General features: G+C 64.2%; 21 protein-coding genes. 9 read left to right on the top strand and 12 right to left on the bottom strand.

The annotated features are described in order from the left end of the window. Positions 1-1,965 (top strand): alpha-amylase, encoded by a 1,965-nt coding sequence (locus H6935_04745; protein ID MCP5277654.1) that lies wholly within the window; start codon positions 1-3, stop codon positions 1,963-1,965. A gap of 44 nt (positions 1,966-2,009) precedes the next feature. Here the strand turns inward: H6935_04745 and H6935_04740 are convergent, their stop codons facing one another. Next, entirely contained in the window at positions 2,010-2,873 is an 864-nt protein-coding gene (locus tag H6935_04740) for an HDOD domain-containing protein (GenBank protein ID MCP5277653.1), read from the bottom strand. A 145-nt stretch (positions 2,874-3,018) separates the two neighbouring features. Here H6935_04740 and H6935_04735 point away from each other — a divergent pair, with 145 nt between their 5' ends. From H6935_04735 to H6935_04715, 5 genes are all read left to right on the top strand, one after another. Next, the gene (locus H6935_04735; protein ID MCP5277652.1) at positions 3,019-4,734 is read left to right on the top strand and encodes an adenylate/guanylate cyclase domain-containing protein; all 1,716 of its coding nucleotides are present in this window, start codon (positions 3,019-3,021) and stop codon (positions 4,732-4,734) included. Positions 4,735-4,870: 136 nt separating this feature from the next. Continuing rightward, positions 4,871-5,215 (top strand): hypothetical protein, encoded by a 345-nt coding sequence (locus tag H6935_04730; protein ID MCP5277651.1) that lies wholly within the window; start codon positions 4,871-4,873, stop codon positions 5,213-5,215. 219 nt (positions 5,216-5,434) lie between these two features. After that, a complete protein-coding gene (locus H6935_04725) occupies positions 5,435-6,481 on the top strand; it encodes a YeeE/YedE family protein (protein ID MCP5277650.1) in 1,047 nt (348 codons plus the stop codon). A 4-nt stretch (positions 6,482-6,485) separates the two neighbouring features. Continuing rightward, positions 6,486-6,728: a sulfurtransferase TusA family protein gene (locus H6935_04720; protein ID MCP5277649.1), complete on the top strand. Its 243-nt coding sequence runs from the start codon at positions 6,486-6,488 to the stop codon at positions 6,726-6,728. A 9-nt stretch (positions 6,729-6,737) separates the two neighbouring features. Continuing rightward, entirely contained in the window at positions 6,738-8,957 is a 2,220-nt protein-coding gene (locus H6935_04715) for an EAL domain-containing protein (GenBank protein ID MCP5277648.1), read from the top strand. 189 nt (positions 8,958-9,146) lie between these two features. On the opposite strand, the gene H6935_04710 is transcribed toward H6935_04715, so the two are convergent. The 11 genes from H6935_04710 to H6935_04660 all read right to left on the bottom strand — a co-directional run bounded on the left by H6935_04710 (position 9,147) and on the right by H6935_04660 (position 18,762). Further along, on the bottom strand, positions 9,147-9,554 hold the full coding sequence (locus H6935_04710) for an AF1514 family protein (protein MCP5277647.1): 408 nt from the start codon (positions 9,552-9,554) through the stop codon (positions 9,147-9,149). Positions 9,555-9,593: 39 nt separating this feature from the next. Then, positions 9,594-10,928, bottom strand: coding sequence for a dissimilatory-type sulfite reductase subunit alpha (dsrA, locus tag H6935_04705; GenBank protein ID MCP5277646.1), 1,335 nt, complete (start codon positions 10,926-10,928; stop codon positions 9,594-9,596). Positions 10,929-11,057: 129 nt separating this feature from the next. Continuing rightward, on the bottom strand, positions 11,058-11,672 hold the full coding sequence (locus tag H6935_04700) for a rhomboid family intramembrane serine protease (GenBank protein ID MCP5277645.1): 615 nt from the start codon (positions 11,670-11,672) through the stop codon (positions 11,058-11,060). A 174-nt stretch (positions 11,673-11,846) separates the two neighbouring features. Continuing rightward, on the bottom strand, positions 11,847-13,088 hold the full coding sequence (locus H6935_04695) for a glutamate--cysteine ligase (GenBank protein ID MCP5277644.1): 1,242 nt from the start codon (positions 13,086-13,088) through the stop codon (positions 11,847-11,849). Beyond that, on the bottom strand, positions 13,085-13,273 hold the full coding sequence (locus H6935_04690) for a hypothetical protein (protein MCP5277643.1): 189 nt from the start codon (positions 13,271-13,273) through the stop codon (positions 13,085-13,087). Before H6935_04690 ends, H6935_04695 begins: the two co-directional genes overlap by 4 nt. Continuing rightward, on the bottom strand, positions 13,257-13,871 hold the full coding sequence (locus tag H6935_04685) for a hypothetical protein (GenBank protein ID MCP5277642.1): 615 nt from the start codon (positions 13,869-13,871) through the stop codon (positions 13,257-13,259). Before H6935_04685 ends, H6935_04690 begins: the two co-directional genes overlap by 17 nt. Before the next feature lie 96 nt (positions 13,872-13,967). After that, positions 13,968-14,264, bottom strand: coding sequence for a hypothetical protein (locus H6935_04680; GenBank protein ID MCP5277641.1), 297 nt, complete (start codon positions 14,262-14,264; stop codon positions 13,968-13,970). After that, positions 14,257-14,877, bottom strand: a complete 621-nt coding sequence (locus H6935_04675) for a phosphoribosyltransferase (protein MCP5277640.1) — start codon at positions 14,875-14,877, stop codon at positions 14,257-14,259. The genes H6935_04680 and H6935_04675 overlap by 8 nt, the downstream gene beginning before the upstream one ends. 102 nt (positions 14,878-14,979) lie before the next feature. Beyond that, positions 14,980-16,143 carry an HPP family protein gene (locus tag H6935_04670; protein ID MCP5277639.1) on the bottom strand — a complete coding sequence of 388 codons (1,164 nt, stop codon included), beginning with the start codon at positions 16,141-16,143 and terminating at the stop codon, positions 14,980-14,982. Between the two features lie 34 nt (positions 16,144-16,177). Then, a complete protein-coding gene (gene narL / locus H6935_04665) occupies positions 16,178-16,828 on the bottom strand; it encodes a two-component system response regulator NarL (protein MCP5277638.1) in 651 nt (216 codons plus the stop codon). After that, positions 16,825-18,762 (bottom strand): type IV pili methyl-accepting chemotaxis transducer N-terminal domain-containing protein, encoded by a 1,938-nt coding sequence (locus tag H6935_04660; protein ID MCP5277637.1) that lies wholly within the window; start codon positions 18,760-18,762, stop codon positions 16,825-16,827. Before H6935_04660 ends, narL begins: the two co-directional genes overlap by 4 nt. A gap of 294 nt (positions 18,763-19,056) precedes the next feature. Between H6935_04660 and H6935_04655 the strand changes: the two genes are divergently transcribed. From H6935_04655 to H6935_04645, 3 genes are all read left to right on the top strand, one after another. Further along, on the top strand, positions 19,057-20,316 hold the full coding sequence (locus H6935_04655) for a NarK/NasA family nitrate transporter (GenBank protein MCP5277636.1): 1,260 nt from the start codon (positions 19,057-19,059) through the stop codon (positions 20,314-20,316). Positions 20,317-20,473: 157 nt separating this feature from the next. Further along, on the top strand, positions 20,474-22,087 hold the full coding sequence (locus H6935_04650; protein ID MCP5277635.1) for an antiporter: 1,614 nt from the start codon (positions 20,474-20,476) through the stop codon (positions 22,085-22,087). A gap of 92 nt (positions 22,088-22,179) precedes the next feature. After that, the gene (locus tag H6935_04645; GenBank protein ID MCP5277634.1) at positions 22,180-25,932 is read left to right on the top strand and encodes a nitrate reductase subunit alpha; all 3,753 of its coding nucleotides are present in this window, start codon (positions 22,180-22,182) and stop codon (positions 25,930-25,932) included. Positions 25,933-26,026: the final 94 nt, after the last annotated feature.

The raw sequence follows: 26,026 nt of genomic DNA, 5'->3' as shown, positions 1-26,026 counted from the left end.
ATGTACGAACAGGCATCCCACTCCCTGCTGAATGACATCCTCTCGGGCCTGAAACCCGAGAACGGCAACCAGCGCATGCGTCATTTCTATACCCGCCTGGGGGCCAATTTCTACGCCATCCATTCCCTGTTCCACCTGCTGTATGGCCAGCGGGACGACTTCAAGGCCCAGATGGCCAGGCTGGTGGAGACCCTGGCCCTGCGCTACATCGAACGCGCCCCCGTCCTGAAGAAATCCGACCTGGCCCGGGAGAAGGACTACAACTGGTTCCTGAGCCAGAAGTGGGTGGGCATGGCCCTGTATTGCGACCGCTTCGCCGATGATCTGCAGGGCCTGCGGTCCAGCCTGCCCTACCTTCAGGACCTGGGCATCAACTTGCTCCACGTCATGCCCATGCTGGACTGCCCCCCGGACAAGAGCGACGGAGGCTACGCGGTGCGGGACTTCTATCGCATCGACCCCCGTTTCGGCACCGTGTCCGACGTGGAGGCCCTGGCCGCCACCCTGCGCAAGCGGGACATGCTGCTGGCCCTGGACGTGGTGGTGAACCACACCTCGGAGGAACACGAGTGGGCCCAGCGGGCCCGGCGGGGTGAGAAAAAATACCAGGACTACTATTTTGTCTTCGATGACCGGGAGACGCCGGACCTCTACGAGGAAACCATGCCGGAGATCTTCCCGGCCACCGCCCCGGGCAACTTCACCTGGGACGAGGAAATGGGCAAGTGGGTGATGACCGTGTTCAACACCTACCAGTGGGACCTGAACTATCGCAACCCGGCAGTGTTCATCGAGATGGTGGACATCCTGTTGTTCTGGGCCAACCGGGGCGCCGACATCCTGCGCCTGGACGCCGTGGCCTTCCTGTGGAAAAAGCTGGGCAGCGTATGCCAGAACGAGCGGGAGGCCCACCTGATCCTCCAGCTGATGAAGGACTGCTGCCAGGTCACGGCCCCCGGCGTGCTGTTCATCGCCGAGGCCATCGTCGCCCCGGGCGAGATTTCCAAGTACTTCGGGGAAGACGCCATCAACGCCAAGGAATGCGAGATCGCCTACAACGCCACCTTCATGGCCCTGCTGTGGGACGCGGTGGCCACCAAAAACGCCCGGGTGCTAAGCCAGGGCGTGCGCAGCCTGCCCAGCAAGCTGGAGCGGGCCACCTGGCTCAACTACGTGCGCTGCCACGACGACATCGGCCTGGGCTTCGACGATCACGACATCCGCCTGGCGGGCTACGAGCCGGCGGCCCACCGGCGCTTCCTCATCGACTGGTTCACCGGCCGCCATCCAGGCTCCGTCTCCCGGGGCCTGCCCTTCGGCGAGAACCCCAGGACGGGGGACGCCCGCATCTCCGGCGCCCTGGCCTCCCTGGTGGGCCTGGAGGTGGGGCTGGAAGTGGCTCAGGAGACCGGCGACGAGGCAGCCATCGACGCCGCCATCCGGACCATCGTCCTGCTGCACGGCATGATCCTGTCCTTCGGCGGCATCCCGCTGTTCTACTACGGCGACGCCATCGGCACCCTCAACAGCCTGGAATACCTGGCGGACCCCTCCAAGGCCGCCGACAACCGCTGGATGCACCGCTCCCATTTCGACTGGAACAAGGCGGCGAAACGCCACGAGACGGGTGCCGTGGAGCAGCGCATCTTCACCGCCCTGAAGCGCATGATCACCCTGCGCAAGGAGCTCACAGCTTTTGCCGACTTCGACAACCGCCATCTGCTGGCGGTGGAGAATCCTCATCTGCTGGTCTTTACACGAACGGATCCCCATAACAGCCGCAACCGGGTGCTGGTGATGGGCAACTTCAGCAACGAGGCTCAGTCTCTGTCAGTGGGGGTCCTGAGGCAACACGGCTTTTTCCTGGAGGATGGCATGAAGGACATCTGTGCGGGAGAACGCATGGCAACGGACAACGACATGCTGAGCCTGCCTCCCCTGTCCTGTTGCTGGCTGGTGGATTGAGCGGCTGTTACAGGCCGGTTATCGCCAGTTCTGAAAAATGGGCCTCAGTGGGGGTTGCCGGAGGGTTGCTCAGGCAGTGCCTCCGCAGCGGCAATCAAGGCCACCCGTTCTCCTTCGGCCAGGCCAGGCAGGCATTGGGCCACCTGGGGGATGGAGGCATGGGTCAGCTGGCTGGCTTCCACCAAGTCATGGGGCAGGGCGGGATCGGCATGGCCGTAGCTGAGGTGGCGGCCTGCGTTGACGGCCAGGCGCGCCAGGCGGGCGCGCAGGCCTTCATCCCCACGGATCAATTGCAGGATCAACCTGGGCAGGTTCCATTTCTCGATGAGCAGCAAGGTGAGTTCGCGGAAGGCGAAACCGCAGGCCTGCTGCTGGGCCTGGTCGCTGCGGCTGGCACGGCCGGACTGCAATTCATCCAGGGCCTTGCGGGGTAGTTCAGGAGCGAAGGCCCACAGCTCGATCTCGCCGGCATCCGCCAGCAGGGCGGCCAGGGCCAGTTCCCCCTGGTCCAGGTCATAATGCAGCCCGCCCCAGGCATGGGCGATGCGGGCGCCGAGGGATGAACGGTGCTCGCTGGCGATGAAGCCGGTATTGCCATCTTCCACCACGGGGGCCTGGAGAATCTGTTCCTTGAACTGCTCGGTACCCAGGGCCAGCAGCACGCCCAGGGGCGTGGTGATGTCCCGGGCAAGGTGTCGGGGCAGGCGGCGGTTCGCCTCTTTGATCAGGCGCAGGGCAAGCAGGGGGTCGTCCAGCAGCAGCGCGGCATATTCATGGCCTGAGAGGTGTTCCTCTCCGTCCGCCTCCAGGCGACTCAAGGCATCCTTGCTGGCCGCCTTGATGGGCATGTCCTTGTACTCGAAGTAGGCCGCCCATTGGGCTGCGCCCCACCAGTCATGTCCTGCCATGGCCCGCTCCAATTGGCTTATTGGTTTCAATATCGTGCAAGTCGCGGATATCTTTACCCGGCAGCCGCTGATACATGGTTAACAGTTGACGCGGTGGCCCGCCGGACGCAGGCTTAAACTTATTGCAGCCACCGCGTTTCCCCACATGCGCCGCCCCATCCGACTGAAGATCTTCAGCATCACCCTGGTCCTGCTGGCCCTGATGGTGGTGGTGACCTGGCTGTCGGTGCTGAACTCGAGGCAGCTCAACAACCAGGTGCGGGCACTGGCTGACGTCTACCTGCCAATGCAGAACCAGGTGGCCAGCGTGGAGATTCTCATCCGCCAGCAGATGGTGCACTTGGAGCGTGTATTGCTGGGCATGCAGGCGGCCAGGCCCGACCAGGCCTTCCTGGAAAAGGAGTCTTCCGATTTCGACGCCCGGGGCATCAACGCCGACCAGATCGTGGATTCCTCCCTGCGCATGCTGGGAGAGGCCGAGAAGGACCCGGCCATCCAGCTGGATAGTGTAACCCTGGCGGTATTGAAGCAGCAGCTGCCCAATCTCCAGACCGCGCGCCAGGATTTCCATCGCACCTTCCGCCTGTATCAGATCGAGGCGGAGGAAGGCACGGCCCGCTCCGCAGGTCTGGTGAGGGAGAACCTGCTGCGGGAAAAGGACAAGCTGGACCTGGAGATTGGCAAGGCCATCGACCTGCTCAACAAGCTCACCACGGATACCGCCGCCCAGGCCAAGGCGGAGGAGGCCCGTTCCGTGCGCCTCAACTGGACCATCACCGCCATCGCCACCACCCTGGGCCTCATCTTCGCCTGGTGGGTGAGCCGCTCCCTGGTGGAGCCCATCCGTCGCCTGCTCAAGGGCACCCAGTCCGTTGAACACGGTGACCTGGAGGTGCACATCCAGGTGCAGACCCGGGACGAACTGGCCACCCTGGCGGACTCCTTCAACCACATGGTGGTGGGCTTGCGGGAGAAGGAGCGCATCAAGACCACCTTCGGCCAGTACGTGGACCCCCGCATCGTCAAGGGCCTGCTGGAGAACCGCCTGTCGACGGAGGGCGGCCAGCGCCAGGTGATGAGCGTGTTCTTCTCGGACCTGGCAGGCTTCACCCGCATGTGCGAGGGCCTGACACCGGACACGGCGGTGCGCTTCCTCAACCGCTACTTCGCCCTCATGGCCCAGGTGATCCAGGATCGCCAGGGCATCATCGACAAATACATCGGCGATTCAGTGATGGCCTACTGGGGCCAGCCCTTCACCGAGGCCTCCCACCATGCGGCCCTGTGTTGCGAGGCGGCCCTGGACCAACGGGCCCAGCTGGATGCCTTCCGCGCCGACCTGCCGAACGTGCTGGGGGTGCGCCATGGCCTGCCCCACGTTGAAGTCCGCATGGGCATCGCCTCCGGGGAGGTGCTAGTGGGCAACATAGGTTCCGAGACCGCCCGGGGCTACACGGTCATTGGCGACACCGTGAACCTGGCCTCCCGCCTGGAGCAGGCCAACAAGTTCTATGGCACCCGCATCCTGGTGAGCGCGGAGACTCGGCAGCAGGCCGGCGACGCCTTCGACTTCCGCGAGATCGACAGTCTCCAGGTGGCAGGCCGCGGCGAACCGGAACGGGTTTACGAACTGCTGGGCCGGCGGGGCGATGCGGACGGGGGGCTGGTTTCCCATTACGAGGCGGGCCTCGCCGCCTATCGTGCCCGGAACTGGGAGGCCGCCACGGAGGCCTTCCAGGCCTGCCTGGGCCTTGCGCCGGACGACCGTCCCAGCCAGGTCATCCTGGACCGCATCGACAACTTCCGCCAGACCCCGCCCCCGGCGGACTGGGACGGCATCTGGGTGGCCACGGGCAAGTAGCATCACCCACAACAACACCCTCCGGTAACACCCCGTTACATCTGTACTACCGAACGGAAACCGTTCGCTTACCTGGACTGCCTAGCCTGGGAACACCCGCACTTTCGCGGGCTTTCTCAAGTCAAGGAGCTGCACCATGAAAGCGAAAACAACAATCCCCTCTCTGGGCGCATTGGCCGTTGCCACCCTGCTTAGCGCAAGTCCCGCGCAAGCCTGCATGGGTGGCGGCATGCCGTTCTTTTCCTCTGGCCCGGGCCAGGCCTCCTGTGCCACCGGCCAGGTTCAAGCCCAGACCAGGCACCAGGCCTGCCCCCAGGGGGGTGAAGCCGGCGGCCAACAGGCCTGTGGCCTCATCAATCCGGAACTGATGGCTGCCATGGGCGACATGGCGGCCGGTGGTATGCAGATCGCCACCCACATGATGCGGGTGCTGGCGGAAGAGGTAAGCCGCTATGCTGTACTGGGTGACAGTTCCCGCTGAGCAGTCGCCGGCCGCTGCGCGACGTTCTCCCCCAGCGAGCGGCCATAGGCAAAACCTCTCGCATCCAGACGATCAATTGCATTAGCATGCGCTCCGCCTGGATGCGGGCAGCGCTTAAGCGCCCGCCAGAAGAGAGGAGATCCCGCGTTGCTGCTGGAGCAGCCCTACTTGCTGATCGTATTCAGCTCCCTGGCCATCGGCCTGGTGGCGGGCCTGGTCATGCACCGCTCCGATTTTTGCGTCACCGCCTGCTTCCGGGATGCCCTCCTGTTCCGGGACTTCTTCCTCATGCGCCAGATGCTGCTGCTGGTGGTGGTCAGCATGGCGCTGTTCGAGGCGGGGCGCCTGACGGGGCTGATCTCCATCCATCCCTTTCCCCTGCTGGGGCCACCCTCCCTGACCAATGCCCTGGGTGGGTTCGTGTTCGGCATCGGCATGGTGCTGGCGGGCGGCTGCGTGTGCGGCAGTCTTTACAAGCTGGGAGCGGGTAGTGCCACCAGTCTGCTGGCGGTGGCGGGCATGTTGGCCGGTTCGGCGCTGTATGCGGAGATCCACCCCCTGTGGGCGGGCTTCGCCAAGGAGACGGTGTTGGTTAACGATGTCGTCACCCTGCCCCAGTGGCTGGGCCTGGAGCCGGTCGCCCTCCTGTTGCCCCTGGTGGCCGCGGGCGGCTACTGGCTGCTGCAAGAGTTCCGGGCCGGGCGCATGGACCGTCCCGCCTTCGCGGCGGGTCATCTGGCCCCCTGGAGGGCGGCCCTCATCATCGCCGGCCTGGGCTTCGCTTCCTATGTGCTCATCGGCATGCCCCTGGGCATCACCACCACCTACGCCAAGCTGGGGGCGGGCATCGAATCCCTGTTCGCGCCGGAGCACGTGGCAGGACTGGAATATTTTGCATTGCAACCCCTCAACTACACGCCCCCCTTCGCGGACCGGCCCATCACCGGCGGGCCCGGGCCTGGCCTGGACGGGATTGCCGCCATCCAGTATCCGTTGCTGCTGGGCATCGTCGCGGGCTCCCTGTTCTCGGCTGCGCGGCTGGGGGAATGGCGTCCCCGCTGGCGCCTCCCGCCGCGCCAGTTCGCCTCGGCCCTGGCGGGCGGGCTGCTGCTGGGCCTGGCGGCGCGCATGGCACCATCCTGCAACGTCTGGCACCTCTGGGGCGGAGTGCCCATCCTGGCCATGCAGAGCCTGCTGTTCCTGGCGGGCCTGCTGCCCGGCACCTGGGTGGGTGGACGCCTGCTGGTCCGCTTCGTGGTACGTTAACGCCATGCCAGAAACCATCGACATCGACATCCGCGGCCAACTCTGTCCCTCGTGCCTGTTGCTCACCCTGAGGGAGCTGAATCAGCACGTTACGGCCATCCGCGCAGGCGATACCGAGGTGGTGGTGGTGACCGACGACCGTCAGGCCACCGCGACGATCCCGGCGGCGGCGGACCGTATGGGCCTAATGGCCCAGGTGGACCGGCTGGACGAGCTTTACCGTATTCGCGTTTTCGGCAATCCCTGATCCTTCTCCGTGGCATCTTCTCTCAGTCAGCAGCAAGCCCTGCACTACATCCGCGCCAAAGTGGACCAGTTGCTCACGGTCATGGGGACAATGCCCCTGCGGCCCGAGGAACTGGACGACAGCACCCTGATCGATCTGGACCCCATCGGCATCATCGCCGAGTCCTTCAGGCAGGTGATCGACCATCTCAACGAGACCAACCAGCGCCTCTCAGTGGCTACCAGCGAGATACGTACCATCCTGGACACCCTGGGGGCGGCCATCGTCGTGATGGACATGGATGACCGCATCGAGGACTGCAACCCCCAGGCCCTCGAGTGGTTCTTCGGCGGGGTGGACAAGGCCCGGATCATCGGCCGGCCCGCCAATGAGGCCTGCAACTGCGCGGAAGGGATGGTGGACCTGCGGGCCAGGGCCGATGGCACGAGCCATGTGGCCTGCGTCTACGGCCGCGACATGCAGGTAGTGGCCAGCAAGATCCTCGACGAGGCCGGCAACCACGCCAAGACGGTGATGCTGTTCACCGACATCAGCCAGCAGAAGGCCACCGAGCGGCACCTGCGCCTTTACTCCGAGGTCTTCAGGCACGTGGGCGAAGGCATCATGATCACGGATGCCGACAAACGCATCATCGAGGTCAATGAAGCGGTGACCCGCATCACCGGCTACGACCGTGATGAACTGATCGCCAGCCGGCCGGAAATCCTCAGGTCCGGCCTCCACGACGAGGCCTTCTACGAGCTTCTTTGGCGCACCGTGCGGGGCCAGGGCTTCTGGCAGGGGGAAATTCTGGACCGGACCAAGGACGGCCGCCTGATCCCCCTGCTGGAAAACATCAGCGAGGTGCGGGACGGGGAGGGGCGGCTGACCCATCACATCGCGGTCATGACGGACATCTCGTTCCTAAAGGAGACCCAGACCCGGCTGGATTTCCTGGCCCACCACGACGCCCTGACGGAGCTGCCAAACCGCCTGCTGTTCAACGATCGCCTGGCCCATGCCATCGACTTCGCCCACCGAGACGGTCGTGCCCTGGCCCTGCTGTTCATCGACCTGGACCGCTTCAAGAACATCAACGATAGCCTGGGCCACCATATCGGCGACCTGCTGCTGGTTGAGGCGGCGCGACGCTTGCGGGCCCTGGTACGCACTGCCGACACCCTGGCCCGCCTGGGGGGGGACGAATTCGTGGTGCTGATGGAAACGGGGGCCAGCCATGGGGCGGCCACCAACCTGGCCGGCAAGATCGTGTCTGCCTTCAAGCAGCCGTTCCAGGTAGGCGGCGTCGACCTGCACATCGGCTGCAGCATCGGCGTCACCCTGTTTCCGGAGGATGGCGACGATGCGGCCACCCTGCTCAAGAACGCGGACGTGGCCATGTACCGGGCCAAGGAGGCGGGGCGGGAAGGCCACGTGCGCTACAGCGCCGAGCTGTCCGAGGCCATGCGCCGGAAACTGGAACTGGACAACGCCCTGCGGACCGCCGTGCGCGAGGGCGCCTTCGAGTTGCATTACCAGCCCATCATCGACCTTGCGCAGGGCAGGCCGAGGGCCTGCGAGGCCCTCATCCGCTGGCCTGACGGACCGGTATCGGCCCGTAGCCCGGACCGTTTCATCCCCGTGGCCGAGGAGATGCGCCTCATCCTGCCCCTGGGCGAATGGATCCTGCGCCAGGCCCTGGGTCACAAGCGTGCCTGGCGGGAGGGCGGCCTGGAACTGGACTACGTATCCGTGAACATCTCGGCGGTACAACTTGCCCAGCCGGATTTCACCGAGCGGGTGGTGGCCCTGCTGGCGGAGTGTGGCGTGGCGGGCCACGAACTGCAGATCGAGCTCACCGAGAACGTGCTCATGGCGGACATCGAGCTGTGCGCCTGGGTGCTCGCCCGGTTGCGGGAGCATGGCATCCGCGTGGCCATCGACGATTTCGGCACGGGCTATTCGTCCCTGGCCTACCTGAAGCAATTGCCCATCGACAACCTCAAGATCGACCGCTCCTTCGTGCGTGACATCCCGGACGACCCCAACGATTGCGCCATTGCTTCCGCCGTCATCGGCCTTGCCCGGACTCTGGGCCTGGAGGCCATCGCCGAGGGTATCGAGACCCAGGCACAACAGGATTACCTGGCCAGCGTGGGCTGCGGCATCGTGCAGGGCTTCCTGCACGGCCGTCCCATGCCAGAGGGCGAGTTCGCTGCCTATGTCAGGGAATCCGCAAGGATCCGCTGAGCCCTGGGCGGTTGCCGCCGCCTACAACTACATGTAGGCCTTGGCCTCTTCCCCCGGGTTGGGCAGGCCGGCGATGCGCCGGGCCAATCCCTCGTCCCAGGCGTCCGTTTCCCGCATGAAGCCGTCCGCGTCGAAGTGGTTGTCGGGGATGTTGGTTTCCATGGCGATGCCTCTCGGTGGCGACGATGGTCAATATTGGTCCGCGGTCCAGTCATCCAGGGGGTAACAAGCCTCGGGCGTGGGTGTCCGGGAATCCCCCAGGATGGGGGTGTAGCAGACGTATTGCCGGCCCTGGCCATCCAGCAGGTTGCGCAGGGGAATGTGATCAAGGGTCTCGTAGGCCCGGGTGTCCATCATGACGAAGGCATAGTCCTCACCCACGTCCACGCGCAGGCGCCCGCCATTGCCTTCGCCGTATTTTTCCCACCAGCTGTCCGGATTGCCGCCCTCGAATCGGGGAGACGCGGCTTGCGGGGTGTGCCAGGCCATGACGGTGGGATCCTGCATGCGCTCTTTACGAGCTGTATCCCAGGCCAGGAACTTGGCATGCTTGTAGGACAGTTCTTGGTCGAAATATTCGATACGTATGGTTCTCATGGTGTTCCTTCCGATGGGCGTAGGTATGTGCTCGGGATGTCAGGCCGCCCTGGCTATCTGGCTGCCGGCATGGTTGGCCGCCGCCTCGGTCTTGCGTGCGAACCACTTCTCGGCTTCCTCGTCCCAGCCGTCGGTGCGCACGTAGGGGTTGGTACGGGGGTGGATGATCATGTTCGGGTCGATCTCCAGGTTCAGGCCTTCCAGGAAGTTCACCAGGCCGATGCGCTCGATCATCTCCCCTGTGCGCTCGTGCTCCAGGGCGTTCTCGGCAAAGAAGTCCAGCACGTTGCGGGCCAGGTCGTTGAGTTTCTCGAAGTCCTCGTCGGACTCCATCTTCATGAACGGGATGATGACCGTGCCCATGGTGGCACCGATCTTCAACACACCCTTGCCGCCGATAAGCACCGTCACGCCCTTGTCCTTGCCGGGCAGCAGGGCGCCGGGCATGACGTTCAGGCAGTGCATGCAGCGCACGCAGTTGTGGTTGTCGATCTCCAGGGCGTGCGCGTCGGACAGCACCACCCGGGTGATGCCTTCCGCCAGGGGTGCATCCGAGTTGTCCGACAGCTGTATCGCCTTGGTGGGGCACAGGTTCACCACCATGTTGATGGCGTCCTTGATGCCGTGCTCGGCGAACCATGCCCGGGCCAGCGTCTCGTCGGCGCGGATGTTGTCGCGCCAGGTGCCGATGGTGGCCATGTCCGAGCGCTGGATGGCGTTGACGCAGTCGTTGGGGCAGCCGGAGAACTTGAACTTGAACTTGTAAGGCAGGGACGGCCGGTGCATGTCGTCGATGTTGTTGTTGATGACGGTGCGCAGGGCGCGGGCCTCGTCATAACAGGACATCTCGCAACGGGCGGCGCCCACGCAGGACATGGAGGTACGCAGAGCGGGGCCGGCGCCGCCCATGTCGAATCCCAGTTCATTGAGGCCGTCGAAGGCCTTCTGCACGTTCTCGGTCCTGATGCCCTGGAACATGATGTCGCCGGACTGGCCGTGGAAGGCGATGAGGCCCGAGCCACCCGATTCCAGCCAGGTATCGCACAACTGGCGCAGCAGATCGGAGCTGTAATGCATGCCCGCCGGGGGCTGGATGCGCAGGGTGTGGAATTCCGCCGCCTCGGGAAAGATCGGCTTGCCGTGTTCGTCCTTCAACTCGGTGAAGCGCGGAATCACCCCGCCGCCATAGCCCATCACTCCCACCGTGCCGCCTTTCCAGTAGCCGAGCTTGGTGCGATAGGAGGTTTCCAGCTGGCCCAGCAGGTCCACCATCATGGGGCTGTCTTCCGCCAGGTGCTTGAGGCCCGTGACGAAGGATGGCCAGGGGCCGGACTCCAGTTCGTTCAGTAGGGGGGTGTCGGGCAATTTGTTCATGGGGTTTCTCCTGAGAAATCGAGCCCTGCCAGCACACATGTATGTGCTATTTGGAGACTACCATGATTAGCCTAGTAAATTACTCGGGTATTTCAAGGCGGTGAGCCCGGCCACTTGGGGCAGTGGACTTCAGAAGCGCCGGCGCCGGTGCCGTAGCAGCAGCCAGCCGGTGAACATCCCCCCCAGGTGGGCGAAGTGGGCTACGCCCTCGGAGGTGCCAGTGACACCGAAATACAGTTCAAGGGCGGCATAGCCCAGGACGAACCAGCGAACCTCCACGGCAATGGGAGGGAACAGCAGCATGAGGCGCGCCCGGGGAAACAGCAGGGCGAAGGCCAGCAGCAGGCCGAACACCCCCCCGGAGGCGCCGATGACCGGATAGGCGCTGCCGCCCTGGAGCAGCACGTATTCGGAGACCACCAGCTGGGTCAGGGCGGCGCCCACCACGCAGGCGAAGTAGTAGGCGGCGAAACGGTAAGGCCCCCACACCGCCTCCAGTTGACGGCCGAACATCCACAGGGCGTACATGTTCAGGCCCAGGTGCAGCAGCCCACCGTGCAGGAAGGCATAGCTCACAACCTGCCAGGGCATGAAGGACGGCGCCAGCATGTTCGTGGAGTCCAGGCCAAACAGCCCCAGGGGCCACAGGCCCAGCCAGCGCAGCAATTCGTCGCCATACATCGACTGGGCGACGAACAGCGTCAGATTGGCCATCAGCAGTTTGCCGACCATGTGTTTGCTCATCTCATCGGCCTGGGCAAGTTAATTCGATGAGGTTCTGCGGCTCAAGGCGGCCCAGAACAGGGGGACTCCAGGCCGCGGGCCGGTGGGCGGCGAGCTGGGTCAAGCGTGCCACCGGCATCCTGGCGTCGACGATCCTGCGGGTGATGAGGTGGCTGGCGGCCCTGGCCGGCATGTTTACCAGACGAAGGAGTAGCCCTTGTCCAGGCAGTCGCACAGGGACCAGTACACGGTTTCCTGCAGGGAGCGAGGGCATTCCGCGCCCACGGCCCGCAGGATGCGGCGGGCCAGGGGGCCGTGTTCCAGGATCACGTCCAGGGGCTGGCCCCAGGCCTGGCGCTGGGTGGGTTCCTCCCGCCACCAGGCCTCCATGAGGTGTCGCCAAGTCTCGCCGGCGGTGCAGGTGGCGGGGGGCATGTCCAGCAGGGCCAGGTAGGCTGGATCCGTGATTTTCATCCGGTCCGCGTCCCTGGCGGCTGCCCGCAGCATTTCCGCCAGGGTTTCCGTGGGATAATCCTGCTGGGCCTTGAATACCGCCGGGTCTTCCCCCGCCCGGAAGAGCCGCCGGGCGGCTGCCGCCACGGCGGCGCACACCGCCAGGTCAGCCCCGGGATGTTCCTGCATGTCCATGAGTCTGATCTCCAGCGCCATGCGGTCGAAGCGGGGGATGACGCCCCGGGCGTTGAGCCACTCGTGCCGCAGGGTGCCCGCCGGGTCCAGAGGGGCCAAGGCCTGGTACATGGGCCCCAGGATCAGGTCACGGTACTCGCCGGGGCTGGCGATGGTGTCCGGGATGATCATGCCCATGGTTTCCGGCACCCGGCCCTGGTGGGTGAGATAGGCCTCCAGGCGGGTGTCCAGGAAGCCGGTGGGACCACCCCAGGCCAGGGGAGAGCTGGCAGCCAGCGCCGGCAGCAGGGGCAGCAGCAGGCGGACGGCTGCATGCAGGCGCGCGAACTCACGGTCGTCGGCGAAGGGCAGGTTCAGTTGCAGGCTCTGGATGTTGGCGAAGCCCTGGTGGTGGCAGTCGAAGATGCGGTCGTAGGCCTGGTAGATCTCGGCGTGCTTGTGGGGCCACAGCCGGCATTCCCGGGAGGGGTCCATCCAGGGGTGCATGCCCGTGGGCATGAGCTGGGCTTCCCGGCTGGTCAGGCGGTGGTTGATCTCCCGCACCTCGGCCTGGAAATCCGACACCAGGCTTTCCAGATCCGGCTCCGGCGCCAGGTTCTTGATCTCGATGAGGTGCAGGGTGAGTTTGTTGGACCAGCCCAGCCGGTCCCTGCTCAACTCGGTCACGGGACTGCCCCAGCCATCCCGCAACAGGGCGTCGGCCATGGGGTGTACCGAGAGGGTGTCCCGGTCCACGATCATGTATTCCAGTTCCACGCCGAAGGCGGAGAAGGCATGCAGGGGTCTCATGTGCGCCATCTTCCCACATTGGCTTGGCGGCGAGCGTGGGTGCGGCGTCCGATTACATCCATGACGACCCGGTTGAAGGCATGGTCCACCACGCCGGACTCGTTTTCGGCGGTTACCGGCATGACCGGTTCCCGCACGCACGGGTCCCAGCGGATGCGGGAAAGGAGTTCATGGATAGGTTTCATGCGGCCAGGCAGAATCAAATGACGCTGTGAACAGACTGCGCAGCCAGCGCAAATCCTCCGCCAACAATTCCGGGGACGCATCCCGCATGCCCCTGAAGGGTGTTTGCAGCCCCCGTTTGCGTAACTCAGCGTGCAGCTCCTGCATCAGGATGCCGGATTCCGGTAACAAATCCTGTTCGTGGCCATGCACGGCGCAGCCGGGGCTCTGAACATTGCCACCCAGCACGGCAAGCACCCGATAGCCCGCGCGGTCATACATCTCCAGGCGGTTGGCAGTTTCCATGGCAATCGTCCTGCAGCAATGCCTGCCGGAATCCGTGTCCAGCAACCCGCGGATCGACTGGCCAGCTGTCCTGGTTCGATTGATGCCCAAGCAGGACACCTCTGGACAGGGCATCTGCAAAATGCCCACCCCATGCTCCCGACAAAGCTCAACGACATCCCCGTTCATGGAGGGGCAAGTCGCGGCTCCCGCATCGCGTGCATTCTGATTCAGCATGCACTCGATCACTGCCACCAAACGGCCGCCCCTCTTGTCCGCCCCACGGGCCTTCCTCAACAGGCTGGCTTTGCCATAGGCAATAAGAGTTTCCAGCATAATCCCGCTCCTTCGGAAAGCACGTTCGGGGCTGAACAGCGCACGGCTTCCACCCTGTGCAACATATAGGAAGACGAGGTGTCTGCGTGCCTCACGTCATCCTCCCCGAAACAGTCTCCGCTGTCCCGCCAGCGTCCGCGTAATGAGCACCTCCCTTGCCTTTAGCCACCACCTTATGCCCTGACCGACGACATGGCGCTGGTGCCCGAAGTCCTGGATGGCGTGGGCGGCCCCGGCCAGTTGTTCCAAGGTCTGGTTGTCCAGCCCGCGCCAGAGTGCCCGCACCCTCCCGGATCCCCGGCCGGACTCATGCGGCAGGTGGGCCATCACGCTGAACACGCCGGCGATGTCGGTGTTCTGGATGGGCATGGCATGCCCTTCGGGTTCATCCATCCATCATGGCCAGCACATCCCGCAGCAAGGGCCTGGTCACGCGGATGCCGTGGTCCGCCGCCAGGCGTTCCAGAATGACGTCCTCGGCCCAGGGAGGCTTGGCAAAGGCACCGATCAGGCTGGACAGGTCCTCCGCCATGGCCCAGGGATAGATGATCCAGCGCCACTTCACGATGCGCTGCACGTAGTAGTCCGGCGTGTAGCTGGAGACCACCTTGTGGTGCAGGACCGCCGTGCGCAACTCGGCGGGCGTGCCCTTGCCCTTCAGGTGTCGGATGGCGGCGGCGAAGGTGTCGCCGCTGTCGCTCACGTCATCCACCAGCAGCACGTTGCGACCCTTCAGGCTGCCAGACAGGGGGTATCGCACCACGGCCTGTCGACTGATCCTCGTGCTCTGATAGTGCTCCACCTTGAAGGTGTTCAGGTCTGGCAGGTCAAGGAAGTCCGACAGTACCCGGGCCGGCATGTAGCCGCCACGACCGATGGCGACAAGGATGTCCGGTCGGAAGCCGGAATCCCGCACTTTGCGGGCCAACTGGCGGGCCTGGGCATGAAAGCGGTTCCAGGTGACGAGTTCGCAGGGAATGGGGGTTGAGGAGGGTTGGGCTGACATGAAATGCTCCATGCGATGACATGGGGTACAGGTTGCTCATACTTCATGCTAGTCCAGCCTTCGAGATCCCCGGAACGCAAGCCCATGAGGCCGACACGACCTTCAAACCACGGATAGGGAAATGCGCCTGTATAGCGCCGCAATGAGGTCGGATTGAGTCACCATGCCCAGGACATGGCCGGTGTCGTCCAGCACGGGAACATGGTGCATGCTCCTATCAGATAGTTGGCTAACCAGTTCGGAAATGGGGGTGTTCAGCCTGGCAGATGTCACATTCTCGGTCATGATCTGACCCACCACCTCCGCTTTCTCCGAATTTGGCCCAGGCGTGCGCCTGAGCAGCCCTTGCAAGCGAACAGCCAGGCCGGCGGCGGTGGTGTCATCCAATTGGCGGAGGAAATCCGCCGCGGTGAGGATGCCAATCAGGCGACCGAAGTTATCCACCACGGGCAGGGCCTTGATTTTGTGGGCCCTCAAGAGGGTCCATGCTTCCTCCAGTTCAGTGCCGAAAAGCACGCTCACCACATCTCGGGACATGATGTCGCCGCACGTCAAGCCGATGTGGCGGTCGAAGGCATGCTCCACCGCAAGCCGGTAGAGCTGGACCAGTTCCTCCTCCTGTACGTCAACGAAGGTATCCAGGGTCTTCACGGCACTGGCCAGGTCCTCGTGGTCAATATCCAGGCGTGCCGAGGGGGAGGCGTCCCGGGTGGCATGGAGGTTTGACTTGCCTGGGCGGATGGCAAGGGGATAGCCACGTCGGAGGATGAGGTTGTTGACCAGCATCGCGGCCAGCAAAAGGGCGGCCACGTTGAGTAGGACCAACAGCAGTGTTGAGCCCGCCTGGGCGATGCTGGGCGGACCTTCAAGCACAATGAATAACGCAAGTGCGCCGCCTGCAGGGTGGAGGCAATTGAAACGGGCCATGAGCCAGATGCTGGCCGCGACCGCTACCGCGGCAGACAGTTCTGGCATGGGTATCCATGCAGCACTGGTCAGGGCCGCCAGGGCAGAAACCAGGTAACCGCCCAGCACGGACCAGGGCCTGGCCAGGGGAGCATGGGGCAAGGCGAACAGCAGGACAGCGCTGGCACCCAACGGGGCCAATATCCAGTGGGAACCCACGGGCATGGCATGCAGGGCGATGGCGCAAATCGCGATGCCCACCAGGGCGCCAAGCGCGGAGCGGAGCCGCTCGGCAGGGGACAGTGGAGGGGTGTCCGCCAGCAGAAAACGGCGGGCGATGGCGTGAAACCTGGGATGCATGTCTGGGGAAGGGGGCGGGCAGGATATTCCCGGCTCAAGCCTGTCTCTTCTCCACCACCCATACCGCCGCCTCCACCCGGGACCGCAGGTTGAGCTTGCGCAGCAGGTGCTTGACGTGGACCTTCACTGTGCCGTCGGCGATGCCGAGTTCCCGGGCAATGAGCTTGTTGCTCTTGCCCTGGGCAATGAGGGCCAGGATGCGGCTTTCCTGGTCTGTCAGGCCGGCCTCGTCCACCGGTTTTGGCAAGGCGTCCTCCCGCAGGGAATGGGCCAGCTTGCGGGTCAGGCGCTCGGTGAGGGTGACCTGGCCGGAGGCGGCCTCCTTGAGTTTGCCCAGCAGGTCCTCGGGTTCCATTTCCTTCAGCAGATATCCGTCGGCACCGGCCCGCAGGGCCGCTACCAGGTCGCTGGTCTCGTCGGAAACGGTGAGCATCACCACGCGGCTGTCCAGGTCCCAGGACTTGATCACCTTGAGTACCTCGATGCCGCTCATGCCTTTCATGTTCAGGTCCAGCAGGATCATGTCAGGCTTCAAGGTCTGGGCAATTTCCAGGCCTTCCTCGCCAGAGGAGGCTTCGCCCACCACCTCGAAGTCGCCGGTCATGTGCACCAGTTGCAGCACGGCCCTGCGGAACATGGGATGGTCGTCGATCACCAGGAGGGTTTGGGGGGTATCGGGTCTCATGCTTCGAATCTCCGGAGTGGCGCGGTGGTACTGGTGTTGTTGGCGCGGCGGCTGGTGGGCCTGAAGGAAAGAGTGACCCGGGTGCCACCTTGGGTGCGGGGTGTGACGGCAATCACGCCGGCCAGGGTGCGGGCCCTTTCCTCCATGATGGTCATGCCGTAGTGGTGCACGTCCGCGCTTTTCTCGATACCCACGCCGTCATCCTTGACAGTTACCTGAACCTCTCCCTCTTCCTGGCAGGCCAGGCTGATCCATGCGTGGCGGGCTTGAGCGTGGTTGAGCACGTTGGACAGGGCCTCCCGCACGATATGCAGGACATGGATCTCTTCATTGGGGGAGAGGGGACAGCCGTCAAGGTCGATGGTCAGGTCGATGGCCAACTCGCCGCGCTCGATAAATTCCTCCACGGTCTGGCGCAGGGCGGAGGACAGGTCCTGGCCTTCCATCTTGAGGCGGAACGTGGTGAGCAGTTCCCGCAATTGGCGGTAGGCGCTGCTCATGCCTTCCCGCAATTCCAGCAGCACCTGATCCGCCTCGCCGCGCTTGGATGGGTCTTTCAGGGTCAGTTGCAGGCGGCTGACCTGGATGCGCATGTAGGCCAGGGACTGGGCCAGGGAGTCGTGCAGCTCACGGGCGATAACCGCCCGTTCCTCTAGGAGGGCCACGCGGCGGTTCTGCTCGATGCGCCGCTCCGCGCCGATGGCTACCCCGATGTGGCGGGACAGGGCCTCCAGCAACTGGATTTGCCAGGCCTCCAGCTGGCGGCCTTCCGGGATGTCCAGGATGAGTACGCCGTACTGTTTTTCCGCATCCGCCAGGGGCAGGGTGAGGCGGCGGTGGAAATCGCTGACAATGCTGAAGCGGGTCTGGTCCGCGCCATGGCACCACAGGCATTCGGCCTTGTCGCAGGGGCTGGCCTCGCCGTTCTGCATGGTGCTGGCCACCGCCACGCCGCTGCCGCCGCCCTGATCACCCAGACAGATGATGCCGTGGCCCAGGCCCAGCAACTGCTCGATGTCCCTCAGCAGGGCCAGGTAGACGGCCTTGCCTGGGGGGGCGCCATGGAGTCGGGCGATGGAGTGGTAGAGCAGTTCCAGGGATTGGTTGCTGCGGGTGAGCTCCGAGGTCTTTTGCTGCACGCGGGACTCCAGGTCCTGGTAGAGCTTGGAGAGGTCTTCCGCCATGAGGTTGAAGGCCCGTCCCAGTTCGCCCAGCTCGTCCTCCCCCGTGTGCTCGGTGCGGGCAGTCAGGTCGCCATGGCCCACGCTGGCGGCCAGGGCCAGGAGTTTGCGCAAGGGCTGCACCAGCTGGGTATGAATGAGCCATATGGTGAGCAGCACCACCAGCACGGTGATGAGGAGGGCACCCCCCAGCACCATGCGCATGACCAGGATCTTGGCCTCGGTGGAGTCCTCCATCTGCTTCACCAGTTGGTTGATGCGGCCAACGAATAGGGAGGTGTCCCGCAGCAGTCTGTCCCGTTCGGCACCATCGGCTGGCAAGGCAGCGCCCTCCGCCACCCCCATGAAGCGGGGCCGGAAGCTTGTCCGCCATTCATCCCGTATCTGGCCATAAGTGTGGTTGACGACTGATTCGCCCACCCGGGGAAGCATGGACCTGATGGCCGGGTCGTCCAGGGTCTCATCAAACCTGTGGATGGTTTCCTTGAGTTGCCACCGGGCATGGCCGTTGCCGCCCGGGGGTACTGCCACGTACTGGGCGGCCATCTTCCAGGCCTGCATACGCAGGCTGCCGGCACGGTTGATGGCCTCGCCGCTACCCTGGGTGGATTCCGCCACCAGGCCCGAAACCGACATTCCAAGCAGCGCCAGCATGGCGATGGCGGCGATGGCGCCACCCATGCGCAGCAGCAGGGAGCGGCTCAGGGCCTTGCGTGAAGGCAGCCGGAGCACTTGCCTGGCCTTGGTAAACATGCGGTGCCTATGTCCTTTCATGGGCCGGAGGAAGACCAACTCGATCTGATTACCCCTTTTACCCCCCTGTGAAGATATGGGAATACCCACGTTGCCTCCAAGGGGGTGGCCAGGGATATGGGCCTTCTTGGGAGCCCATAGATAACAACAACTTAGGCCGATACCACCATACCCACTTATGGGTAATCGCCCGTTGATTTGGCCGGGAAGCCCCTCTGGCGTGGGGTTTCAGGCTACATAAACTGCGGATCGATGAATTTCGGACATCGAGGTTTTCGATCCAAGGGATATGGCATGACACCTGTCGCCCAGAAGCAGCTTTCAGTCCTGGTCATGAGCACGCTGGCCTTCACCGTGTGCTTTGCCGTGTGGATGATGTTTGCCGTCATCGGCATTCCCATCAAGACTCAGTTGGGACTCAACGAGACCCAGTTCGGCATCCTGGTGGCCACGCCGGTGCTCACGGGTTCCCTTATCCGCCTGCCCCTGGGCATGTGGACTGACAAGTTCGGTGGCCGCATCGTCTTCTTCGCCCTGATGCTGGCCACGGTGGTGCCCATCTGGCTCATCGAGTTCGCCACCGAGTTCTGGCACTTCCTTACCATCGGCCTCTTCGTGGGCCTGGCAGGCGGCTCCTTCTCGGTGGGCATCGCCTACTGCGCCCGCTGGTATGAGAAGTCGCGCCAGGGCATGGCCATGGGCGTGTTCGGCGCGGGCAACTCCGGCGCGGCCCTCACCAAGCTGGTGGCGCCGGCCATTGTCGTGGCCTACGGCTGGACCATGGTGCCCCAGGTGTATGCCGCCGCCATGCTGGTGACGGCCATCCTGTTCTGGTTCTTCACCTACGACGATCCCGCCCACCGGGTGCCCGGCCACATCACCGTGCGCGAACAGCTCCAGGCTCTGAAGGACCCTGCGGTGTGGAAGTACTGTCAGTACTACTCCATCGTATTCGGGGGCTATGTGGCCCTGGCCTTGTGGATGACCAAGTACTACGTCAGCGAGTACGGCTTCGATCTCAAGACCGCGGCTTTCCTGGCGGCCTGCTTCTCCCTGCCTGGTGGCGTGCTGCGGGCCGTGGGGGGCTGGATGTCGGACAAGTGGGGTGCCCACCGCGTCACCTGGTGGGTGCTGTGGGTGTCCTGGATCTGCCTGTTCATCATGTCCTACCCCCAGACCGAGTTTACAGTGAAGACCGTTTCCGGCCCGGTGACCTACAACATCCACCTCGGCCCGGAAATATTCACCGCCCTGCTGTTCACCGTGGGCGTGGCCTTCGCTTTCGGCAAGGCATCGGTGTTCAAGTACATCTCCGACGAGTACCCCCACAACATCGGCGTCATCTCCGGAATCGTGGGGCTCATGGGCGGCATGGGTGGCTTCCTGCTGCCCATCATGTTCGGCGCCCTGGTGGACCTCACCGGCATCCGATCCTCAGCCTTCATGCTCATGTACGGCGTGGTCTGGGTATCCCTGATCTGGATGTACACCACCGAGGTCCGCAAGATGGACCTGATCAAGAAGCCACGCGTTGCAGTGGACACCATGGAATGAGCGCCGTGCATCCGTTCCTTCCCGTCATTTGTTGCCCGAGTGAGGCCACCGGGCAAGTCCGGATCCTTCGGCTCGGTGATGTGCCATATCCGGGCTCGCCAAGCTTCGCCTGGCAGCGTTCCTCCACCCCCCATACCAACCCGCTACGGAGTCCCCAATGAGTGTAAATATCGAAAAATGGGACGTGGAGGACCAGAAGTTCTGGGAATCCACGGGCAAGAACATCGCCAACCGCAACCTGTGGATTTCCATTCCCAGTCTGCTGCTCGGATTCGCCATCTGGCTGATGTGGGGCATCATCACCGTGCAGATGCTGAACCTGGGCTTCCCCTTCACCAAGGATGACATGTTCGGCCTCACCGCCATCGCGGGCTTGTCCGGTGCCACCCTGCGCATCCCGTCCTCGTTTTTCATTCGCCTCTCCGGCGGTCGCAACACCATCTTCCTGACCACCGCGTTGCTGATGATTCCGGCCATCGGCACCGGTATCGCATTGCAGGACAAGACCACGCCTTTGTGGGTGTTCCAGTTGATGGCGCTGCTCTCCGGCATTGGCGGCGGCAACTTCGCCTGCTCCATGTCCAACATCAGCACCTTCTTCCCCAAGCGCCTGCAGGGTACGGCCCTGGGCCTGAACGCGGGTCTGGGCAACTTCGGCGTCACCACCATGCAGATACTGATTCCCCTGGTGATGACCGCCGGCATCTTCGGCGCCTTCGCCGGCGGCTCCATGGAACTGGTCAAGGATTCCGGCTGGATCATGGGCAAGATCGTCGCCGGCACGCCCACCTGGATTCAGAACGCCGGCTGGGTGTGGATGCTGGCCCTGATTCCGCTGGCTTTCCTGGGCTTCTTCGGCATGAACAACCTGAAGCCGATTTCGCCCGCCATCGGTTCCACGCTCAGCGCCTTCATCAAGATTCTGTGGCTGTACGGCCTGGCCGCCAGCGTCGCGGCAGTGGGTCTGTACCTTTACCTGCCGGTGAAGGCAGGCGGCCTGGAATTGCTCAACATGTGGGTGGCGCTGCCGCTGATCATGATCAGCACCCTGTTGCTGATGCGCCTATTCGCCATCGGTGAAATGAAGGCGGGCATCCAGAAGCAGTTCGCCATCTTCTCCAACAAGCACACCTGGTCGATGACCGCGCTGTATGTTGTGACCTTCGGCTCCTTCATCGGATTTTCCGCCGCCGTGCCGCTGGCCATCACGGTGATCTTCGGTGATACCCATGTGCTGGATGCCGCCACCCAGACCTGGGTCCACACCAAGAACCCCAATGCGCCTTCCGCGCTGACCTATGCCTGGATCGGCCCCTTCGTCGGTGCCCTGATCCGTCCTGTAGGCGGATGGATTTCCGACAAGGTGGGCGGCTCCATCGTCACCCAGATCATTTCCGTGGTCATGGTGGTGGCATCCGCCTACGCCGGCCACGTCATGATGCAGTCATATCAGTCGGCTACCCCGGAGATGTACTTCACCCAGTTCATGGTGGTGTTCGTCGTGCTGTTCGCTGCTTCCGGCATCGGCAACGGCTCCACCTTCCGCACCGTGGGGGTGATCTTTGATCGCGCCCAGGCCGGCCCCGTGCTGGGCTGGACCTCCGCCGTGGCCGCCTACGGTTCCTTCATCGCCCCCGTGGTCATCGGCGGCCAGTTGAAGGCCGGCACGCCGGAAAACGCCATGTATGGCTTCGCCCTCTTCTACGCCCTGTGCCTGGTGCTGAACTGGTGGTTCTACCTGCGCAAGGGGTCGGAGATCCGGAACCCCTGAGGAATGAGGAACGGGGAATGGGGGATGGGAATTAACCCACTCTCAGTTCCCCCATCCCCCATCCCCCATCACCCATCCCAAGGAGTCAAGCAATGAGTCACTTTCTGGACCGACTGACCTACTTCACCCATCCCCGGGAGCCTTTCTCCAACGGCCACGGCACCATGACCATCGAGGACCGCAAGTGGGAGGATGCCTATCGCAACCGCTGGCGCCACGACAAGGTGGTGCGCTCCACCCACGGCGTGAACTGCACCGGCGGCTGTTCCTGGAAGATCTTCGTGAAGAACGGCCTGGTGTCCTTCGAGATGCAGCAGACGGACTATCCCCGCACCCGGGACGACCTGCCCAACCATGAGCCCCGGGGCTGCCAGCGGGGCGCCTCCTTCTCCTGGTACCTGTACTCGCCCCACCGCATCAAGTACCCCATGATCCGGGGCCGCCTGCTGGATCTGTACCGGGCCGAGCGCAAGTCGGGCAAGGACCCGGTGGAAGCCTGGGCCGCCATCCAGGCCGACAACGCCAAGCGCGACAAGTATGTGCGGGTGCGGGGCCTGGGCGGCTTCGTGCGCACCACCTGGGACGAGGTGCTGGAGATCACCGCCGCCGCCAACGTGCATACCATCCAGAAATGGGGCCCGGACCGTATCTACGGCTTCTCCCCCATCCCGGCCATGTCCATGATCTCCTACGCCGCCGGCAGCCGTTACCTCAGCCTCATCGGCGGCTACTGCGGCTCCTTCTACGACTGGTACTGCGACCTGCCCGCCGCCAGCCCCCAGACCTGGGGCGAGCAGACCGACGTGCCCGAGGCGGCGGACTGGTACAACTCCACGTACCTGATCATCACCGGCGCCAACCTGCCCATGACCCGGACGCCGGACGCCCACTTCGCCATCGAGACCCGCTACAAGGGCACCAAGATCGTGTCCATGGCGCCAGACTACGCCGAATACGTGAAGTTCGCCGACCTGTGGATGCCCGTGCGCCAGGGTACGGACTCCGCCGCCTTCCTGGCCATGGGCCATGTGGCTTTGAAGGAGTTCTACATCGAGCAGCAGAACCCCTACTTCCAGGAATACGCCCGCAAGTACACCGACATGCCCATGCAGGTGGTGCTGCGCAAGCACGGCGAGGGTTATGTGACGGACCGCAACCTGCGGGCCTCCGACCTGGGCGGCATGAACGAGACCAACAACCCGGAATGGAAGACCATCGTCTGGGACGAGTTTTCCGGCGGCTTCGTGGTGCCCAACGGTTCCATCGGTTTCCGCTGGGGCGAGGAGGGCAAGTGGAACCTGCTGGAGAAGCAGTCCGATGGCGCCAACATGTGCGCCGAGCTCACCTGCCAGGGCAAGACCGGCAGCGAGGTGGTGTCCGTGGGCTTCCCCCACTTCAACCCGGACGAGCCTGAGCTGCTGTTCCGCAACGTGCCCGCCCGCAAGATCAAGCTGGCGGACGGGAGCGAGGCCTATGTGGCCTCCGTGTTCGACCTGACCATCGCCCAGTACGGCATCGACCGGGGCCTGGGCGGCGGCAACGTGGCCAAGTCCTACGGCCAGGCCGATGTGGCCTATACCCCCGCCTGGGCCGCCAAGGTCACCGGCGTGAAGGCCGCCGACATCGAGCGCACCGGCCGGGAGTTCGCCGACAACGCCGCCAAGACCAAGGGCAAATCCATGGTCATCATGGGCGCGGCCATCAACCACTGGTACCACAACGACATGTCCTACCGCAGCATCATGAACCTGCTGCACATCTGCGGTTGCGTGGGCCAGACGGGCGGCGGCTGGGCCCACTACGTAGGCCAGGAGAAGCTGCGGCCCCAGGCGGGCTGGGCGCCCATCGCCTTCGGCCTGGACTGGAACCGTCCGCCCCGGCAGATGAACTCCACCTCCTACTGGTACTTCCACACGGACCAGTGGCGCTACGAGGCGGTGAAGGCGGACGAGCTGCTGTCTCCCGCCGGCAAGAACCGCAACAAGGGCTATTCCCTGGCCGACTACAACGTGGCCGCCACCCGCATGGGCTGGTTGCCATCCGCGCCCCACTTCAACCGCAACCCCCTGGACCTGGTGGCGGATGCCGAGAAGAACGGCGCCACCGACGAGGCCGGCGTGGCCAAGCACGTGGTGGAACAGCTCAAGTCCGGCGCCCTGGACGTGGCCTTCGCCGACCCGGACAACCCGGTGAACTGGCCCCGCAACCTCATCGTCTGGCGCGCCAACCTCATCGGCACCTCCGCCAAGGGCCACGAGTACTTCCTCAAGCACCTGCTGGGGGCCCAGAACGGCGTCCTGCAGGAGGGCGGCGACGGCAAGGACAACAAGGAGGTGAAGTGGCACGAGCAGGGCCCCACCGGCAAGCTGGACCTGATGGTGGACATCAACTTCCGCCTCAATTCCACCGGCGCCTACTCGGACATCATCCTGCCCACCGCCACCTGGTACGAGAAGCATGACCTCAACACCACGGACATGCATCCCTTCATCCACCCCCTCTCCGAGGCGGTGAGCCCGGGCTGGGAGTCCAAGTCCGACTGGCAGATCTTCAAGGCCCTGGCCAAGAAGTTCTCCGGCCTGGCGGGCAAGCACCTGGGCGTGAAACGTGACCTGGTGGCCCTGCCCATGCAGCACGACTCCCCCTTCGAGATGGCCCAGCCCCTGGGCCAGGTGAAGGACTGGAAGAAAGGCGAGTGCGAACCCGTCCCCGGCAAGACCATGCCCCTGTTGAAGGTGGTGGAGCGGGACTTCGCCAGCACCTACAGCAAGTTCATCGGCCTTGGCCCCCTCATGGTCAAGATCGGCAACAACGTCAAGGGTATCGACTGGAACACCGAGCAGGAATACAAGGAGCTGGCCAGCCTCAACCGCACCGTCACCGAGCCCGGCGTCTCCCTGGGCATGCCCAGCCTGGAGGAGGACATTGCCGTGTGCGATTCGGTGATGCGCATGGCGCCGGAGACCAACGGCGAGGTGGCCCACAAGTCCTGGTCGGCCTTGAGCAAGAAGACCGGTATCGACCACCACCACCTGTATGCCGGCCGCCACGAGGACAAGATCACCTTCCGCGACATCCAGGCCCAGCCGCGCAAGATCATCACCGCGCCCACCTGGTCCGGGATCGAGTCGGAGCACGTGTCCTACACCGCCGGCTACACCAACATCCACGAGCACATCCCGTTCCGCACCCTCACGGGCCGTGCCCACTTCTACCAGGACCACGAGTGGTTCCTGGACTTCGGCGAGGGCTTCTGCGTGTTCAAGCCGCCCGTCGACATGAAGGCCAACGAGAAGGTGCCGGCCGGCGTGCTGAAGAAGCCTCACCTGAAGTTGTCCTGGATCACCCCCCACTCCAAGTGGGGCATCCACTCCACCTACCAGGACAACCTGCGCATGCTGAACCTGTTCCGCGGCGGCCCCTACGTGTGGATCTCCGAGGACGACGCCAAGAGCGTTGGGATTGCGGACAACGACTGGGTGGAGGCCATCAATGCCAACGGCGCCACCATGGCCCGGGCGGTGGTGAGCCAGCGGGTGCCCAGGGGCATGGCCATGATGTACCACGCCCAGGAGAAGAACGTGAACGTGCCCGGTTCACCTTCCACCGGCAAGCGCGGCGGCATCCTCAACTCCGTCACCCGGGTCATCGTCAAGCCCACCAACATGGTGGGTGGCTACGTGCAGCTGGCCTATGGCTTCAACTACTACGGCACCGTGGGCTGCCAGCGGGACGAGGTGGTGGTGCTGCACCGGATTGAGGACCAGAGCATCGACTGGCTGGAGCGGCCGCTGACCCCGGAGCGGGAAGGGCAGCGCAACCCGCCTGGTATCGGTCCGAAATGAGCGGTCAGAAGTGATGTCTTCCGCCTTCCCCGGAAGGGGAGGGGAGTTAAAGGGTTCAACCGCCGAGGTTTCAAAAGCGACGGGTCTCATGGCT

The sequence above is a fragment of the Thiobacillus sp. genome, from assembly GCA_024235835.1.
Lineage (GTDB): Bacteria > Pseudomonadota > Gammaproteobacteria > Burkholderiales > Thiobacillaceae > PFJX01.
This window is presented reverse-complemented; position numbering and strand designations above follow the sequence as displayed.

Coding starts and splice junctions, on each gene's coding strand:
- H6935_04730 (MCP5277651.1), top strand. CDS start 4,871: ATGAAAGCGAAAACAACAATCCCCTCTCTGGGCGCATTGGCCGTTGCC.
- H6935_04745 (MCP5277654.1), top strand. CDS start 1: ATGTACGAACAGGCATCCCACTCCCTGCTGAATGACATCCTCTCGGGC.
- H6935_04725 (MCP5277650.1), top strand. CDS start 5,435: ATGCACCGCTCCGATTTTTGCGTCACCGCCTGCTTCCGGGATGCCCTC.
- H6935_04695 (MCP5277644.1), bottom strand. CDS start 13,088: ATGAGACCCCTGCATGCCTTCTCCGCCTTCGGCGTGGAACTGGAATAC.
- H6935_04680 (MCP5277641.1), bottom strand. CDS start 14,264: ATGGATGAACCCGAAGGGCATGCCATGCCCATCCAGAACACCGACATC.
- H6935_04655 (MCP5277636.1), top strand. CDS start 19,057: ATGACACCTGTCGCCCAGAAGCAGCTTTCAGTCCTGGTCATGAGCACG.
- H6935_04675 (MCP5277640.1), bottom strand. CDS start 14,877: ATGTCAGCCCAACCCTCCTCAACCCCCATTCCCTGCGAACTCGTCACC.
- H6935_04670 (MCP5277639.1), bottom strand. CDS start 16,143: ATGCATCCCAGGTTTCACGCCATCGCCCGCCGTTTTCTGCTGGCGGAC.
- H6935_04710 (MCP5277647.1), bottom strand. CDS start 9,554: ATGAGAACCATACGTATCGAATATTTCGACCAAGAACTGTCCTACAAG.
- H6935_04660 (MCP5277637.1), bottom strand. CDS start 18,762: ATGTTTACCAAGGCCAGGCAAGTGCTCCGGCTGCCTTCACGCAAGGCC.
- narL (MCP5277638.1), bottom strand. CDS start 16,828: ATGAGACCCGATACCCCCCAAACCCTCCTGGTGATCGACGACCATCCC.
- H6935_04650 (MCP5277635.1), top strand. CDS start 20,474: ATGAGTGTAAATATCGAAAAATGGGACGTGGAGGACCAGAAGTTCTGG.
- H6935_04690 (MCP5277643.1), bottom strand. CDS start 13,273: ATGAAACCTATCCATGAACTCCTTTCCCGCATCCGCTGGGACCCGTGC.
- H6935_04740 (MCP5277653.1), bottom strand. CDS start 2,873: ATGGCAGGACATGACTGGTGGGGCGCAGCCCAATGGGCGGCCTACTTC.
- H6935_04685 (MCP5277642.1), bottom strand. CDS start 13,871: ATGCTGGAAACTCTTATTGCCTATGGCAAAGCCAGCCTGTTGAGGAAG.
- H6935_04735 (MCP5277652.1), top strand. CDS start 3,019: ATGCGCCGCCCCATCCGACTGAAGATCTTCAGCATCACCCTGGTCCTG.
- dsrA (MCP5277646.1), bottom strand. CDS start 10,928: ATGAACAAATTGCCCGACACCCCCCTACTGAACGAACTGGAGTCCGGC.
- H6935_04700 (MCP5277645.1), bottom strand. CDS start 11,672: ATGAGCAAACACATGGTCGGCAAACTGCTGATGGCCAATCTGACGCTG.
- H6935_04645 (MCP5277634.1), top strand. CDS start 22,180: ATGAGTCACTTTCTGGACCGACTGACCTACTTCACCCATCCCCGGGAG.
- H6935_04720 (MCP5277649.1), top strand. CDS start 6,486: ATGCCAGAAACCATCGACATCGACATCCGCGGCCAACTCTGTCCCTCG.